This is a genomic window from Pseudomonas sp. 1928-m (assembly GCF_029269135.1).
Taxonomy (GTDB): Bacteria; Pseudomonadota; Gammaproteobacteria; order Pseudomonadales; family Pseudomonadaceae; genus Aquipseudomonas.
The window spans coordinates 137,347-151,717 of record NZ_JARIXO010000003.1 but is presented as its reverse complement, the minus strand read 5'-3'; the positions used below and the strand labels follow the sequence as shown (position 1 = coordinate 151,717).

The following is a 14,371-nucleotide window of genomic DNA, read 5'->3' as shown; positions in this document are numbered from 1 at the left end:
AAGGCTTAGGGCACATCACTAGGGAGAGTCAGGCATGCGCCCTCTACTTATCTGCCTGCTACTGGGCCTGGCATTGCCGGCCAGTGCGCAGATCTACAAATACACCGACGCCAATGGCAACACGGTATTCACTGACCAGCCGCCGGAAGGCCAGGCGACGCAGAATGTCGAGCTGCCGAAAACCAATAGCGTGTCGATGCCAGTACCCAGCCTGCCCGCAGCTACCACCCCCGACCCCGTCGACAACGCCGCGCCTTACAGCATCCTGCAGCTGACCGGCATCCCTGACGATGAGGCCATGCGTGCCAACAACGGCACCTTCAGCGTTGGCGTGGACATTCAGCCGCGCCTGGCCAGCAACCATCGCCTGCGCCTGCTGCTTGACGGCAAGCCTTACGGCCAACCGAGCAACGTGCCGCGCCTGCAAGTGAGCAATGCTGATCGTGGCGAGCACAGCCTGGCCGTGGAAGTACTCAGTGGCGAGCAGTCGATCCAACAAAGCGCCACTGCCACCTTTACCGTGCAGCGGGTCAACACCAGTAGCCCAGCTCTGCGTCCACCACCACCGAAACCAAAGCCAGCCCCCTGACTATGCGCAATCTGCTGTTCTGCGGCCTGATGCTGCTCGCCCTGCCTGCCCTCGCGCAGGTCTACACCTATATAGATAGCGAAGGGAATCGCGTCTTTACCGACAAACCCCGGTCAGGGAATGCCGAGCGCGTCGAACTGGCGCCCAGCAACTCGATGCCGGCCACCCAGACGCAAACCGCCCCCGTAATTGAAGCGCCGCCCGAACCCAGCCAGCGCTACAGCCTGCTGCGCATTCTGGTGCCGCAGCCTGACGCGACCATCCGCGACAGCGCCGGCAACCTGATTGTCAGCGTCAACAGCGAGCCGAAACTCTTCCCCCAGCACAGCTATCGCCTGCTGTTGGACGGCGTACAGGTCGGCGAAGCGGGCACAAGCCCGGTGTTCCCACTGGAGAATATCGACCGCGGCACCCACCAGCTGGCGGTGGAGATCATCGATCAACAGGGCCGCATCATCGAACGCACGCCGACCCAGCCGTTCCATATGTTGCGCATCTCCCTCGCGCAGAAGCGCATGGTCAACCCATGCAAGAAGGCCGATTACGGCGTGCGCCCGGAGTGTCCGCTCAAGGACAAGCCGCCGGAAAAGAAAGACATTCCCTTCGTGCCATTTATCTAAACCGGCACAGCGCACCAAAGCAGTGCGCATATTGCCCGGCATTTCTATACTCTCCCTGTTTTGGGTCGCCACGCGCGACCCGGCTGCGCTGAAAAGCAGCTAATTCCCGGCATCCCACGGCCAAACACGCTTCTTTTCGGGGCTTTGGTTTGCTTCTTGCATTTTCCAGCTGCATTGCTGGAACCCAAGGGTCTGCTGACATCCCATATGATCATCAACGACGCACTGCACCGCCTGCTGCTGGACAACCTGACCACTGCCACGCTGCTGCTCAACGACGACCTGCGTCTTGAGTACATGAACCCGGCAGCGGAGATGCTCCTGGCCGTCAGTGGCCAGCGCAGTCACGGGCAATTCATCAGCGAACTGTTTACCGAATCCAGCGAGGCGCTAAGCGCCTTGCGCCAGGCCGTCCAGCAAGCCCACCCCTTCAACAAGCGTGAAGCGGTGGTGACGTCAGTCAGCGGCCAGACCCTGACCGTCGACTATGCGGTGACGCCGGTGCTCAGCCGTGGCGAAACCCTGCTGCTGCTGGAAGTGCATCCGCGCGACCGCTTGCTGCGCATCACCAAAGAAGAAGCGCAGCTGTCCAAGCAGGAAACCACCAAACTGCTGGTGCGCGGCCTGGCCCACGAGATCAAGAATCCACTCGGCGGCATCCGTGGCGCCGCTCAGCTGCTGGCCCGCGAGCTGCCCGAAGAAAGCCTCAAGGATTACACCAACGTCATCATCGAAGAGGCCGACCGGCTAAGAAATCTAGTCGACCGTATGCTCGGCTCGAACAAGCTGCCATCCCTGGCGCTGACCAACGTGCACGAGGTGCTGGAGCGCGTCGGCAGCCTGGTGGAAGCGGAAAGCCAGGGCAGCATCATTTTGGTGCGCGACTACGACCCAAGCATTCCGGATGTGCTGATCGACCGCGAACAGATGATCCAGGCAGTGCTGAATATCGTGCGCAATGCCATGCAGGCGCTGTCCGGACAAAACGATCTGCGCCTGGGCCGCATCACCCTGCGCACCCGCACCCTGCGCCAGTTCACCATTGGCCATTGTCGCCATCGCCTGGTGACCAAGATCGAAATCATCGACAACGGCCCGGGCATTCCGCCCGAGCTGCAGGAAACCATCTTCTACCCCATGGTCAGCGGGCGTGCCGACGGCACCGGCCTGGGCCTGGCCATTACCCAGAACATCATTAGTCAGCACCAAGGTTTGATCGAGTGCGAGAGCCATCCTGGCCACACCGTGTTCTCGATCTTCCTGCCGCTGGAACAAGGAGTAACTCCGTCATGAGTCGCAGTGAAACCGTCTGGATTGTCGATGACGACCGCTCCATCCGCTGGGTCCTGGAAAAAGCCCTGCAACAGGAAGGCATGACCACCCAGAGCTTCGACAGCGCCGATGGCGTGCTCAGCCGCCTGAGCCGTCAGCAACCCGATGTGATCATTTCCGATATTCGTATGCCGGGAGCCAGCGGCCTCGATCTGCTGGCGCGCATCCGCGAGCTGTACCCGCGCCTGCCGGTGATCATCATGACCGCCCATTCCGACCTGGACAGCGCTGTGGCGTCCTACCAGGGCGGCGCGTTCGAGTACCTGCCCAAACCGTTTGACGTTGATGAAGCCGTGTCGCTGGTCAAGCGCGCCAATATGCACGCGCAGGAGCAGCAGAGCCTGGCCGTGCCGGTCGAGCAGCCACGTACGCCAGAGATCATCGGCGAAGCGCCGGCCATGCAGGAGGTGTTCCGCGCCATCGGCCGTCTCTCGCACTCCAATATCACCGTGCTGATCAACGGCGAATCCGGTACCGGCAAGGAGCTGGTCGCCCACGCCCTGCACCGCCACAGCCCACGCGCCGCCTCGCCGTTTATCGCGCTGAACATGGCGGCGATTCCCAAGGACCTGATGGAATCCGAGCTGTTCGGCCACGAAAAGGGCGCCTTTACCGGCGCGGCCAACCAGCGTCGCGGGCGTTTCGAGCAAGCCGACGGCGGCACGCTGTTTCTCGATGAAATTGGCGATATGCCCGCCGACACCCAGACCCGCCTGCTGCGCGTGCTGGCCGACGGCGAGTTCTACCGGGTCGGCGGACACACCCCGGTAAAGGTCGATGTGCGCATCATCGCCGCCACCCACCAGAATCTGGAAAGCCTGGTGCAGGCCGGCAAGTTCCGTGAAGACCTGTTCCACCGCCTTAACGTGATCCGCATTCATATCCCGCGCCTGTCGGATCGACGCGAAGACATTCCTACTTTGGCTCGGCACTTCCTTAGCCGCGCCGCGCTGGAGCTGGCAGTCGAGCCCAAGCTGCTGAAAAGCGAAACCGAAGACTACCTGCAGCAGCTGCCGTGGCCGGGCAACGTGCGCCAGCTGGAGAACACCTGCCGTTGGATCACCGTGATGGCTTCGGGCCGTGAAGTGCATGTCGACGACCTGCCGCCGGAGCTGCTCAGCCAGCCGCAGGAAAGCGCACCGGTGAGCAACTGGGAACAGGCGCTGCGCCAATGGGCCGATCAGGCGCTGGGCCGCGGTCAGTCCAGCCTGCTGGATACCGCCGTACCCGCCTTCGAGCGGATCATGATCGAAACCGCCCTCAAGCACACTGCCGGCCGCCGCCGCGACGCCGCCGTGCTGCTGGGCTGGGGCCGCAACACCCTGACGCGCAAGATCAAGGAACTGGGCATGAACGTCGAAAGCGCCGATGACGAGGACAGCGACGACTAAACCGCTGACGCTGCGCCAAATGCAAAACGGGCCCACCTGGGCCCGTTTTTATTTACACCGGTAAACAACCTGAGAATGCGCCAGAGCAATGCACCGGCATCGACCCAGTGCACAGCGACGGTTCACATCCCAGCGCCTGCGTCGCCCCAGCAGCACCCTAGACAACCGCTGAAACCCAGCATTTACGCGGCCTTCAGCCAACGTAATAAAACTGGCACACAGCCTGCATAGACTCAAGCAATCCCAGTTTTGGGGACCTTGGTACAGGCAGGCCGGGGATTCCCCTCTTTTATTGCTCCACCAGGCTGACTACCAGCCGCCAGCGCCCGTCCACTTCCTCAGCGCGCCACTCACCGCGCAATGGACGGGCTGCCACCACCCTCAGCAACAAATCCCTTCTCTCGCGCTGCAAACGCCAATTGGCCAACCTTCCCTGCATCTGCAGCTGGCCCTGTTGCTGGCGGCCAAAACTCTGCAGGCGCAGGATAAACACGCCGCCCGCATGCTCCTCGCGCGGCAGCGGCTCGACGTTGAACCACAGCTCAAGGCCCTGCTCGATCACATCCACGCGCTCAAGCCAGAGCGGGTCCGGCTGCAACAGCCGACCAATCATCAAACCGATTAAAAAACCAAACACCGCCAATGAAGCAATCACCCGCACCCACGGACGGGGGCGCGGGTCTGTAGAATGCTGCTCGTCTTCAAGCTCGGAGCCGCGCATGTTTCACGTCATCCTTTTTCAACCGGAAATACCGCCCAATACCGGCAACATTATCAGGCTCTGCGCCAACAGCGGCTGCCACCTGCACCTGATCGAGCCGCTGGGCTTCGAACTGGATGACAAACGCCTGCGCCGCGCCGGCCTGGATTATCACGAATACGCCACCCTGCAGCGCCACGCTGACCTCGACAGCTGCCTGGCCAGCATCGGCCAGCCGCGCGTGTTTGCCTTTACCACCAAGGGCTCGCAAGCGTTTCACCAGGTCAGCTACCAGCCTGGCGATGCCTTCCTGTTCGGCCCGGAAAGCCGCGGCCTGCCCCAGGAGATTCGCGATAGCCTACCGCCCGAGCAACGCCTGCGCCTGCCGATGCGCGAAGGCTGCCGCAGCCTGAACCTGTCCAACACCGTCGCCGTGGCGGTCTATGAAGCCTGGCGTCAGCAGGGTTTTGCCGAGGCCCAGTAGCGCCCATAAAAAATTGCCGGGAGCAATTTTTAACGTCGCGCAGCGACGGCCCGCAGGGTGGCCGCCAGGGATGGCAGGCCATAAAAAACGCCCCGTAGGGCGTTTTTTGTTCCAACCGCAAACCTTAGTGTGCGGTGGCCACTTCGCCGGCCTGCTGCATACGCTGCAGTTCCTGGGCGTAGAGGGCGTCGAAGTTCACCGGAGCCAGCATCAGCGCCGGGAACGAGCCACGCACAACCAGGCTGTCCAGGGTTTCGCGGGCATAGGGGAAGAGGATGTTCGGGCAGAACGCGCCCAGGGTGTGGCTCATGGACGCCGCGTCCAGCCCCTTGATCAGGAAGATACCAGCCTGCTGAACTTCAGCGATAAAGGCGGTTTCTTCGCCAGTCTTCACGGTTACCGAGAGGGTCAGCACCACTTCGTGGAAGTCGCCATCCAGCGCCTTCTGACGGGTGTTGAGGTCCATGGCGACGCTAGGCGCCCACTCCTGACGGAAGATTTCCGGGCTCTTCGGCGCTTCGAAGGACAGGTCACGTACATAGATACGCTGCAGGGAGAATTGCGGGTTTTGTTCGCCCTGAGCGGCGCCGTTGCTAGCTTGTTCTGTCATGGCAAAGCCTTCTTGTCGTTAGGTACGGGTAAACAGGGAATTAAGCCTTGAGCAGCGCGTCGAGCTTGCCGGCGCGCTCCAGGGCGTAAAGGTCATCGCAACCACCCACATGGGTGTCACCGATCCAGATTTGCGGCACCGAGGTCTGCCGCGCCTTGCGGGTCATTTCCGCCCGCACATCCGGCTTGCCATCAACCTTGATCTCGTTAAAGGCCACGCCTTTATGAGTCAGCAGCTGCTTGGCGCGGATGCAGTACGGGCACCAGTCGCTGGAATAGATGACGACAGACTGCATCTCACTTCACCAGCGGCAGGTTGTCGCCACGCCAGCTGGCAATCCCACCAGACAGCTTGGCAGCGGTGAAGCCAGCCTTTTTCAGGTCGCGGCAAATGCCGCCGCTGTGCTGGCCCATGGCGTCGACCACGATAATGGTCTTGGCTTTGTGCTTGTCCAGCTCAACCATGCGCGCGGCGAATTTTTCGAACGGAATATTCAGTGCACCGACGATATGCCCAGCGGAAAAGTCCTTCTGCCCGCGAATATCCAGCACCACGCCCTGCTCGCTGTTAACCAGTGCGGTCAGCTCGCGGCTGCTCAGGCTCTGCCCGCCCTTGCGCGCTTCGGTGAAGATCAGCAGCGCGAGCAGAGTTGCGAACAAACCGCTCAGTACATAGTGGGTAGTGGCAAATTCAATCAAGTTGGCAAGCATTGTGCGGTTCCGGGGCGGTAAAATGTCGGCCAGTATACACAGCCGCACAGGTCGGCCAAACCCCGCCCGGCGGTGACGTTTGCGCCACTTGGCCGTAAAATGCCCCTCCTTTGTTTCCCGCCCATCGACCCAGAGCGAACCAGCTTTATGAGCGCCACGCCCAAACCCCTGGTACTGATCATCCTCGATGGCTTCGGCCACAGTGACAGCCCCGAATCCAACGCCATCATGGCCGCCAACACGCCGGTCTACGACCATCTGCGCGCCACCCAGCCCCACGGCCTGATCTCGGGCTCAGGTATGGATGTGGGCCTGCCGGACGGGCAGATGGGTAATTCCGAGGTCGGTCATATGAACCTCGGCGCGGGCCGTGTGGTGTATCAGGACTTCACCCGGGTGACCAAAGCAATTCGTGATGGCGACTTCTTCACTAACCCGGCCATCACCGGCGCTGTGGACAAGGCGGTAAACGCCGGCAAAGCCGTGCATATCCTCGGCCTGCTCTCCGATGGCGGCGTGCACAGCCATCAGGACCATCTGGTAGCCATGGCCGAACTGGCCGCCCAGCGCGGTGCCGAGCGTATTTACCTGCATGCCTTCCTCGACGGTCGCGACACCCCGCCGAAAAGCGCGCAACCATCCATTGAACTGCTCGACGCCACCTTCGCCAAACTTGGCAAGGGCCGTATTGCCAGCCTCAGCGGCCGCTACTTCGCCATGGACCGCGACAACCGCTGGGAGCGCGTCGAGCAGGCCTACGGCTTGCTGGTCGACGGTAACGGTCAGTTCAACGCTGCCACTGCCGTGGAAGGCCTGAATGCTGCCTACGAGCGTGGCGAAAGCGATGAGTTCGTCAAAGCCACCACTATTGGCGAGCCCGTGCGCATGGAAGACGGCGACGCCGTAGTCTTTATGAACTTCCGCGCCGACCGCGCACGCGAGCTGACCCGCGCCTTTGTCGAGCCGGGCTTCAAGGAGTTCGAGCGCACGCGCGTGCCGCAACTGGCTGGCTTCGTCATGCTCACCCAGTATGCCGCAAGCATCCCGACGCCTAGCGCCTACAAGCCGGAAGCTCTGACCAACGTGCTCGGCGAATACCTGGCTAATAACGGCAAGACCCAGCTGCGCATCGCCGAAACCGAGAAGTACGCCCACGTCACCTTCTTCTTTTCCGGCGGGCGTGAAGAACCCTTTGCCGGTGAAGAGCGCATCCTGATCCCGTCACCGAACGTCGCCACCTATGACCTGCAGCCGCAGATGAGCGCGCCGGAAGTTACCGACAAGATCGTCGACGCCATCGAAAATCAGCGTTATGACGTGATCATCGTCAACTACGCCAACGGCGACATGGTCGGCCATACCGGCGTGTTCTCCGCCGCCGTGGCCGCCGTGGAATGCCTGGACGGCTGCGTCGGCCGCATCGTCGCCGCGCTGGACAAGGTCGGCGGCGAAGCGCTGATCACCGCCGACCACGGCAACGTCGAGCAGATGGCCGATGAAAGCACCGGCCAGGCGCACACCGCACACACCTGCGAGCCGGTGCCGTTTATCTATGTCGGCAAGCGCCCGGCGACCATTCGCGCTGGCGGTGTGCTGGCCGACGTAGCCCCGACCCTGCTGACCCTGATGGGCTTGCCAGTACCGGCGGAAATGACCGGCACCAGCATCGTCGAGCTGAACTAAGCTGCTGCCCGCCGGCCAGGTGCAATGCCTGGCCGGCGGGCAAATTGCCGGCTGCCTCACGCTGCAAGTGCAGCCCCGCGCACAGCGCTGATGACATGCAGCTTGCCGCTGTTTTTTTAGGCATACTAGGCGCGTCCTTGCCCCAGGTGCTGCCAGCCCCATGTTTCGTGCACTCGCCCTTATTTTCCTGACCCTCCTGCTGCCGCCTGCCTTCGCCGACGAGAAGAGCGATGCGCAGAAGCAACTGGATGCCGCGCGCGCCGATGTCGCCGAGCTGAAGCAACTGCTGGAGAAGCTGCAGCAGGAAAAATCCGGCGTGCAGAAAGACCTGAAGAAAACCGAAAGCGAGATGGGCCAGCTGGAGAAGCAGGTCAAAGGCCTGCAGCAGGACCTGAAAAAGAGCGAAGAGGAAATTCAGCGCCTCGATAAAGAGAAAAAAAAACTCGAGGGCGCGCGCCTTGAACAGCAGCGTCTGATCGGCATCCAGGCCCGCGCCGCCTACCAGAGCGGTCGCCAGGAATACGTCAAACTGCTGCTCAACCAGCAGAACCCGGAAAAATTCTCGCGCACCCTGACCTACTACGACTACCTCAGCGAAGCGCGCATGGAACAACTCGCCGCCTTCAATGAAACCCTGCGCCAGTTGGCCAATGTCGAGCTGGACATCGCCAACCAGCAAAGCCAGCTGCTGGAGCAGAAAAGCGCTCTGGATGGCCGCCGCGAACAACTCGCCAGCGTGCGCAAGGAGCGTCAGCTGGCGCTGGCCAAGCTGAACAAGGAATTCTCCGCCCGCGACCAGAAGCTCAAGGCCCGCCAGCAGGAGCAAGCCAATCTGGCGCGGGTGCTGAAAACCATCGAGGAAACCCTCGCACGTCAGGCTCGCGAAGCTGAAGCGGCGCGCCAGCAAGCCCTGCTCGCCGAACGCGAACAATCACGCAGCAGCACTAATCCGGCGCCGACGGGTCCACTGGTGAGTTCTGGCGCCAGCTTTGGCGGTCCATTCGCCAAGGCCCGGGGCAAATTGCCCTGGCCGGTTGATGGTCGCCTGGTGGCCCGCTACGGCACACCACGCGGTGGCGATGCCCGCACCAAATGGGATGGCGTGCTGATCGGCGCCTCCGCTGGCAGCCAGGTACATGCAGTGCATGGCGGCCGCGTAGTGTTTGCCGACTGGTTGCGTGGCGCCGGGCTTCTGGTCATTCTCGACCATGGCAACGGCTACCTGAGCCTCTACGGGCATAACCAGAGCCTGCTCAAGGATGCCGGCGACGTGGTCAAGGCCGGCGAAGCCATCGCCACCGTTGGCAACAGCGGCGGCCAGGAAACCCCAGCACTGTATTTCGCAATTCGCCAGCAGGGCCGCCCGATCGACCCCGCTCAATGGTGCCGCGCACAAGGATAAGTGTCGCGATTACCGATTTAGGACAGGAGTAAGTTCGACATGCCGCATCTGTTCCGCCTCACCGCCCTCGCGCTGGCCGTTACCCTGCTGGGTAGCACTGCCGTATTTGCCGCGCCAGCACCGGCCACCGCCAACGACAGCGCGCCACTGCCGCTGGACGACCTGCGCACCTTTGCCGAGGTGATGGATCGTATCAAGTCCGCCTATGTCGAGCCGGTCAGCGACAAGACCCTGCTGGAAAACGCGATCAAGGGCATGCTCAGCAACCTTGACCCCCACTCAGCCTACCTGGAGCCGGAAGCCTTCCGCGATCTGCAGGAAAGCACCAGCGGCGAATTCGGCGGCTTGGGCATTGAGCTGGGCAGCGAAGACGGCTTTCTCAAAGTGGTCTCGCCAATCGATGACACCCCGGCGTCCGCCGCTGGCATCCAGCCGGGCGACCTGATCGTGAAAATCGACGGCCAGCCAACCAAAGGTCTGTCGCTGATGGAAGCCGTCGAGAAAATGCGTGGTAAAGCCGGCAGCGATATCGAATTGACCCTGGTACGCGAAGGCGGCAAGCCCTTCGATGTCGAGCTGACGCGCGCGGTGATCAAGGTCAAGAGCGTGAAAAGCCAGCTGCTCGACGACGGCTACGGCTATGTGCGCATCACCCAATTCCAGGTCAACAGCGGCGAAGAAGTCGGCAAAGCCCTGGCCAAGCTGCGCAAGGACAACGGCAAGAAGCTGCGCGGCCTGGTCCTCGACCTGCGCAACAACCCCGGCGGCGTGCTGCAGGCGGCGGTGGAGGTCACCGACCATTTCCTCAAGAAGGGCCTAATCGTCTACACCGAAGGGCGCATCGCCAACTCCGAGCTGCGCTTCAATGCCGATCCGGCCGACGCCAGCGAAGGCGTGCCGCTGGTGGTGTTGATCAACGGTGGCAGCGCCTCGGCCTCCGAGATTGTCGCCGGCGCTCTGCAGGATCACAAACGCGGCGTGCTGATGGGCACCGACAGCTTCGGCAAGGGCTCGGTGCAAACCGTGCTGCCACTGAACAATGACCGCGCACTAAAACTCACCACCGCGCTGTACTTCACCCCCAAGGGCCGCTCGATACAGGCTCAGGGCATCGTCCCGGACATCGAGGTGGCGCGCGCCAAGCTGACCCGTGAGCAGGATGAAAGCGGCATCAAGGAAGCCGACCTGCAAGGTCACCTGGGCAATGGCAACGGCGGCGCCGACAAGCCCAGCAAGGGCAAAAGCAGCACCCCGGCACGCCCACAGGATGACGACTACCAGCTGAGCCAGGCCCTGAACCTGCTCAAGGGCCTAAGCGTTACCCGCGGAGACTGATCGCCTTACCCAGTAGCAGGCCATGCCCGCGAAACTGCAGCCAAGAAAAAGCCCGACCTTGATCACTCAAGGTCGGGCTTTTTAATAACGCCTGAAACTACAGGTAGTTATTGGTCATTTCGTCGATAAAACCTTCGGCACGCAGCTCATCCAACGCCTTCTGCAGACGCTGCACCACCTCATCCGGGGTGTCCTTGTTCAGCGCCAGATACAGCTCCGCCTCGTTGAAGCGCAGCGCAGTATTCAGGCCGCTGACGCCTTCTTGCTTGGCCAGGTAGCGCCCGACCGGATCAGTGGTGGCCCACAGGTCGATTTTTCCGCTGAGCAGCTTCTTGATGTTTTCCTGATCACGCAACGCATTGACCGGGCTCAACCCCTGGCTTTCCAGATGCTGGCTGACCGCGTCGTTCTTGTAGGCACCGATCTGGTACTGCGCAGCGTCCTTGAGACTGGCGACGCTCAAGTTATTACCCGGCGCAGCCAATAGCACCCAACCCGTCTTGGCCAATGGCCCCACCCACTTGAACAGTGGCTGACGCTCAGGGGTGAAGGTGGTGGAGAACAGGCCGTAGTTGGGCTTGTCCAGGGTCAGGCGATACAAGCGATCCCAGGGGAAACGCAGGGTCAGGGTGTAATTGATGCCGGCGCGCTTGAACATCTCACGGACGACTTCAGTGCTGATGCCATCGATACCGTCGTCGCGGGCGTAGTTCTTGTCATCCACGGCCATGTTGAATGGCGGGAAGTTCTCGGTCAGCAACACCACTTTGTAATCGGCTGGAAGCTCTGCACGGGCTGCGCAGGCACTCAGGACAAGCCCGAACAATAGGCTGGCTTTCAGGGTTTTCAACATAGGTCATTCCGCTCGCATGAATTGTGATTATGGCTAGCGGCATCCATGCTCGGGCGAATCCCGGCGACGTATGGTACGTGGCGTCAGCCATCCATGGCCGCGGGCTGGCTTGTGGCCGACCCGCTGGTGTACGTATTACAGGTAGTTGTTCAGGGTATCGTCGACAAAGCCTTCGCTGCGCATCTTGTCCAGCTCGGCTTGCAGCTTCTGTACAACCTCGTCCGGCACCTCTTTGTTCAGCGCCAGATACAGCTCTGCACTATCGAAACGCAGAATGGTTTTCAGGCCAGAAATACCGTCCTGCTTGGCCAGGTAGCGGCCGGCAGGGTCGCCGGTTGCCCACAGGTCAATCTGACCTGCCATCAGCTTCTTGGCATTTTCCGTATCGCGCAGGGCAGTAATCGGCTCCAGGCCTTTCTCCACCAGGTGCTCGGCAATCGCGTCGCCCTTGTAGGCACCGACCTTGTACTGCTTGGCGTCTTCCAGGCTGTTCAGGGTAATGCTGCTGTCGGCCTTGCCGAGCAGCACCCAGTCATCCGGACCAATCGGGCCGACCCATTTGAACAGTGCCTCACGCTCCGGTAGCCGCGCCGCAACGAACACGCCGTAGCCAGGTTTTTCCAGTGCCAGCTTGTAGATGCGATCCCAAGGGAAACGCAGGGTCATGCTGTACTGAATGCCGGCGCGCTTGAACATCTCGCGGATGATATCCACGGCAATACCGTCGATATTGTCTTCCTGGGCGAAGTTCTTGCCGTTGATCGCCATGTTGTACGGCGGGAAGTTTTCGGTCAGCAGGACCATGCGGTAGTTCGGGTCAATTTCGGCCCGAGCACTGCCCGCGAGCACCATAACTGTGCCGGCGAGGGCGACTAGTAATTGTTTGAACATGATGTCTCACATCGATAGTTGGGCTGAGCATACAAGCATACCCAGCACGTCCGACTAAGCCCAGCCCAGGTTTTGCGCAGGTACGGCAGCAACACGCTTACAGATAACCGTCCTTGATCGTACCCAGCTCACCTTGAGCGCGCATATCGTCCAGGGCTTTCTGCAACTTCTGCACCACATCATCGGGCGTCTCTATATTCAGCGCCAAGTAGAGGTCGGCGCTGTTGAAACGATGCACCACCTTGAGCGCACCCAGTGGCGACTGCTTGGCCATATAGCGCCCACCGACTTCATCGGTGGCCCACAGGTCGATCACATCCTTCTCCAGCTTGCTGAGATTTTCCTTGTCCTGCAGGCTGGTTTGCACTGTAACGCCACGCTCGATCAGAAATTGCGAAATCGCGTCGTCGCGATAACCGCCGATCCGATAAGCACCAGCCTGCTCCAGGCTGTCCAACGTAATGCTGCTATCGGCCTTAGCTAGCAACACCCAATCGCTTACCGCAATCGGCCCAACCCACTTGAACAGCGACTCACGCTCCGCCGTGCGAATAGTGGAGAACACCCCGTAACCCTTGCTCTCGAGCGCCTGCTTGTACTGACGATCCCAGGGGAAGCGCAGAATCATCTGGCACTCAAGCTGCGCCTTGCTGCACAGCGCACGCACCGTATCGCTGCTAATGCCCTGCACATCAGCATCCTTGGCAAAATTGCCACCACTGGCTGCCATGCTGAACGGCGGCAGGTTTTCGGTAAGCAGAACCAGAGGCTCTGCGCGAGCCAGGCTGACAGCACACAACAGCCAAACCGCGGTGAATAGCCGGATAGCGGGCATAAGAACTCCGTGTATGGAAAAACCATTTATTAGAAATAGGAGCGCTCAAAGGGATGCCCAATGCATCGACCTGAGCGCAAACATTCTGATTTTAGCGGGCTAGTCGACATTTTGCTGTCGACTCGCCCGCAGCAGTGGCCGGCAGGGCTGCCGGCCAGCGAGGTTTAGCGCACGACAATCCCACGAGCGGCCATATACGCCTTGGCTTCCGGCACGGTGTATTCGCCGAAGTGGAAGATGCTTGCAGCCAGTACCGCAGCGGCCTTGCCTTCAATAATGCCGTCGGCCAGGTGCTGCAGGTTGCCGACGCCACCGGAGGCGATCACCGGGATGCCGACCATTTCGCTGATAGCGCGGGTCACGCCCAGGTCGTAGCCGCTCTTTACGCCGTCCTGATCCATGCTGGTCAGGAGAATTTCACCGGCGCCGAGGTCTTCCATCTTCTTCGCCCAGAGCACCGCATCCAGGCCGGTGGGTTTGCGCCCGCCGTGGGTGAAGATTTCCCAGCGCGGGGTTTCGCCCGGCTTGGAGACCTTCTTCGCGTCGATGGCGACAACAATGCACTGCGAACCAAAGCGCGAGGCGGCTTCGCCGACGAACTCAGGGGTGAATACCGCAGCCGTGTTGATCGAGACCTTATCCGCACCGGCATTCAACAGGTTGCGGATGTCCTGCACGGTGCGCACGCCGCCACCCACGGTGAGCGGAATAAACACCTGGCTGGCCATACGCTCAACGGTGTGCAGGGTGGTGTCACGGCCATCGACGCTGGCGGTGATGTCGAGAAAGGTAATCTCGTCGGCACCCTGCTCATCGTAACGACGGGCGATTTCCACCGGATCGCCGGCATCGCGGATGTTCTCGAACTGCACGCCCTTGACCACGCGGCCGTTGTCCACGTCGAGGCAGGGGATAATGCGTTTAGCCAGCGCCATG

At 61.3% G+C, this 14,371-nt stretch carries 16 protein-coding genes; 8 read left to right on the top strand and 8 right to left on the bottom strand.

Features of this window, described 5'->3' with window-relative positions:
- Positions 1-34 precede the first annotated feature (34 nt).
- The 4 genes from P3C18_RS12635 (at position 35) to ntrC (ending at position 3,932) form a co-directional block, all read left to right on the top strand.
- Positions 35-589 carry a DUF4124 domain-containing protein gene (locus tag P3C18_RS12635; RefSeq protein ID WP_275962191.1) on the top strand — a complete coding sequence of 185 codons (555 nt, stop codon included), beginning with the start codon at positions 35-37 and terminating at the stop codon, positions 587-589.
- Positions 590-591: 2 nt separating this feature from the next.
- The gene (locus P3C18_RS12630; RefSeq protein ID WP_275962190.1) at positions 592-1,209 is read left to right on the top strand and encodes a DUF4124 domain-containing protein; all 618 of its coding nucleotides are present in this window, start codon (positions 592-594) and stop codon (positions 1,207-1,209) included.
- A gap of 210 nt (positions 1,210-1,419) precedes the next feature.
- The gene (gene glnL, locus P3C18_RS12625) at positions 1,420-2,502 is read left to right on the top strand and encodes a nitrogen regulation protein NR(II) (protein ID WP_275962435.1); all 1,083 of its coding nucleotides are present in this window, start codon (positions 1,420-1,422) and stop codon (positions 2,500-2,502) included.
- Complete coding sequence (gene ntrC / locus P3C18_RS12620; RefSeq protein ID WP_090254813.1) at positions 2,499-3,932, top strand: nitrogen regulation protein NR(I); 1,434 nt, start codon at positions 2,499-2,501, stop codon at positions 3,930-3,932. Before glnL ends, ntrC begins: the two co-directional genes overlap by 4 nt.
- 289 nt (positions 3,933-4,221) lie before the next feature.
- Here ntrC and P3C18_RS12615 read toward each other — a convergent pair whose 3' ends face one another.
- A complete protein-coding gene (locus P3C18_RS12615) occupies positions 4,222-4,653 on the bottom strand; it encodes a hypothetical protein (RefSeq protein WP_275962189.1) in 432 nt (143 codons plus the stop codon).
- Here P3C18_RS12615 and trmL point away from each other — a divergent pair.
- The gene (trmL, locus tag P3C18_RS12610) at positions 4,652-5,116 is read left to right on the top strand and encodes a tRNA (uridine(34)/cytosine(34)/5-carboxymethylaminomethyluridine(34)-2'-O)-methyltransferase TrmL (protein ID WP_275962188.1); all 465 of its coding nucleotides are present in this window, start codon (positions 4,652-4,654) and stop codon (positions 5,114-5,116) included. The genes P3C18_RS12615 and trmL overlap by 2 nt on opposite strands.
- Before the next feature lie 124 nt (positions 5,117-5,240).
- Here trmL and secB read toward each other — a convergent pair whose 3' ends face one another.
- From secB to P3C18_RS12595, 3 genes are read right to left on the bottom strand one after another with little or no spacing between them, the layout of a single operon-like run.
- Entirely contained in the window at positions 5,241-5,726 is a 486-nt protein-coding gene (gene secB / locus P3C18_RS12605) for a protein-export chaperone SecB (RefSeq protein WP_275962187.1), read from the bottom strand.
- Between the two features lie 40 nt (positions 5,727-5,766).
- Positions 5,767-6,021, bottom strand: a complete 255-nt coding sequence (gene grxC, locus P3C18_RS12600) for a glutaredoxin 3 (RefSeq protein WP_275962186.1) — start codon at positions 6,019-6,021, stop codon at positions 5,767-5,769.
- A 1-nt stretch (position 6,022) separates the two neighbouring features.
- Positions 6,023-6,436, bottom strand: a complete 414-nt coding sequence (locus P3C18_RS12595; protein WP_275962185.1) for a rhodanese-like domain-containing protein — start codon at positions 6,434-6,436, stop codon at positions 6,023-6,025.
- A 147-nt stretch (positions 6,437-6,583) separates the two neighbouring features.
- Between P3C18_RS12595 and gpmI the strand changes: the two genes are divergently transcribed.
- The 3 genes from gpmI (at position 6,584) to P3C18_RS12580 (ending at position 10,856) form a co-directional block, all read left to right on the top strand.
- Positions 6,584-8,119 (top strand): 2,3-bisphosphoglycerate-independent phosphoglycerate mutase, encoded by a 1,536-nt coding sequence (gpmI, locus tag P3C18_RS12590; RefSeq protein WP_275962184.1) that lies wholly within the window; start codon positions 6,584-6,586, stop codon positions 8,117-8,119.
- 160 nt (positions 8,120-8,279) lie between these two features.
- Complete coding sequence (locus P3C18_RS12585) at positions 8,280-9,521, top strand: murein hydrolase activator EnvC (RefSeq protein ID WP_275962183.1); 1,242 nt, start codon at positions 8,280-8,282, stop codon at positions 9,519-9,521.
- A 39-nt stretch (positions 9,522-9,560) separates the two neighbouring features.
- Entirely contained in the window at positions 9,561-10,856 is a 1,296-nt protein-coding gene (locus tag P3C18_RS12580; RefSeq protein ID WP_275962182.1) for a S41 family peptidase, read from the top strand.
- A 97-nt stretch (positions 10,857-10,953) separates the two neighbouring features.
- Here the strand turns inward: P3C18_RS12580 and P3C18_RS12575 are convergent, their stop codons facing one another.
- From P3C18_RS12575 to hisF, 4 genes are all read right to left on the bottom strand, one after another.
- Entirely contained in the window at positions 10,954-11,709 is a 756-nt protein-coding gene (locus P3C18_RS12575) for an ABC transporter substrate-binding protein (protein ID WP_275962181.1), read from the bottom strand.
- Positions 11,710-11,844: 135 nt separating this feature from the next.
- Positions 11,845-12,600 carry an ABC transporter substrate-binding protein gene (locus P3C18_RS12570; RefSeq protein ID WP_275962180.1) on the bottom strand — a complete coding sequence of 252 codons (756 nt, stop codon included), beginning with the start codon at positions 12,598-12,600 and terminating at the stop codon, positions 11,845-11,847.
- A gap of 97 nt (positions 12,601-12,697) precedes the next feature.
- Positions 12,698-13,435 carry an ABC transporter substrate-binding protein gene (locus P3C18_RS12565; protein WP_275962179.1) on the bottom strand — a complete coding sequence of 246 codons (738 nt, stop codon included), beginning with the start codon at positions 13,433-13,435 and terminating at the stop codon, positions 12,698-12,700.
- A gap of 164 nt (positions 13,436-13,599) precedes the next feature.
- The gene (hisF, locus tag P3C18_RS12560; RefSeq protein WP_090379512.1) at positions 13,600-14,370 is read right to left on the bottom strand and encodes an imidazole glycerol phosphate synthase subunit HisF; all 771 of its coding nucleotides are present in this window, start codon (positions 14,368-14,370) and stop codon (positions 13,600-13,602) included.
- Position 14,371 lies beyond the last annotated feature (1 nt).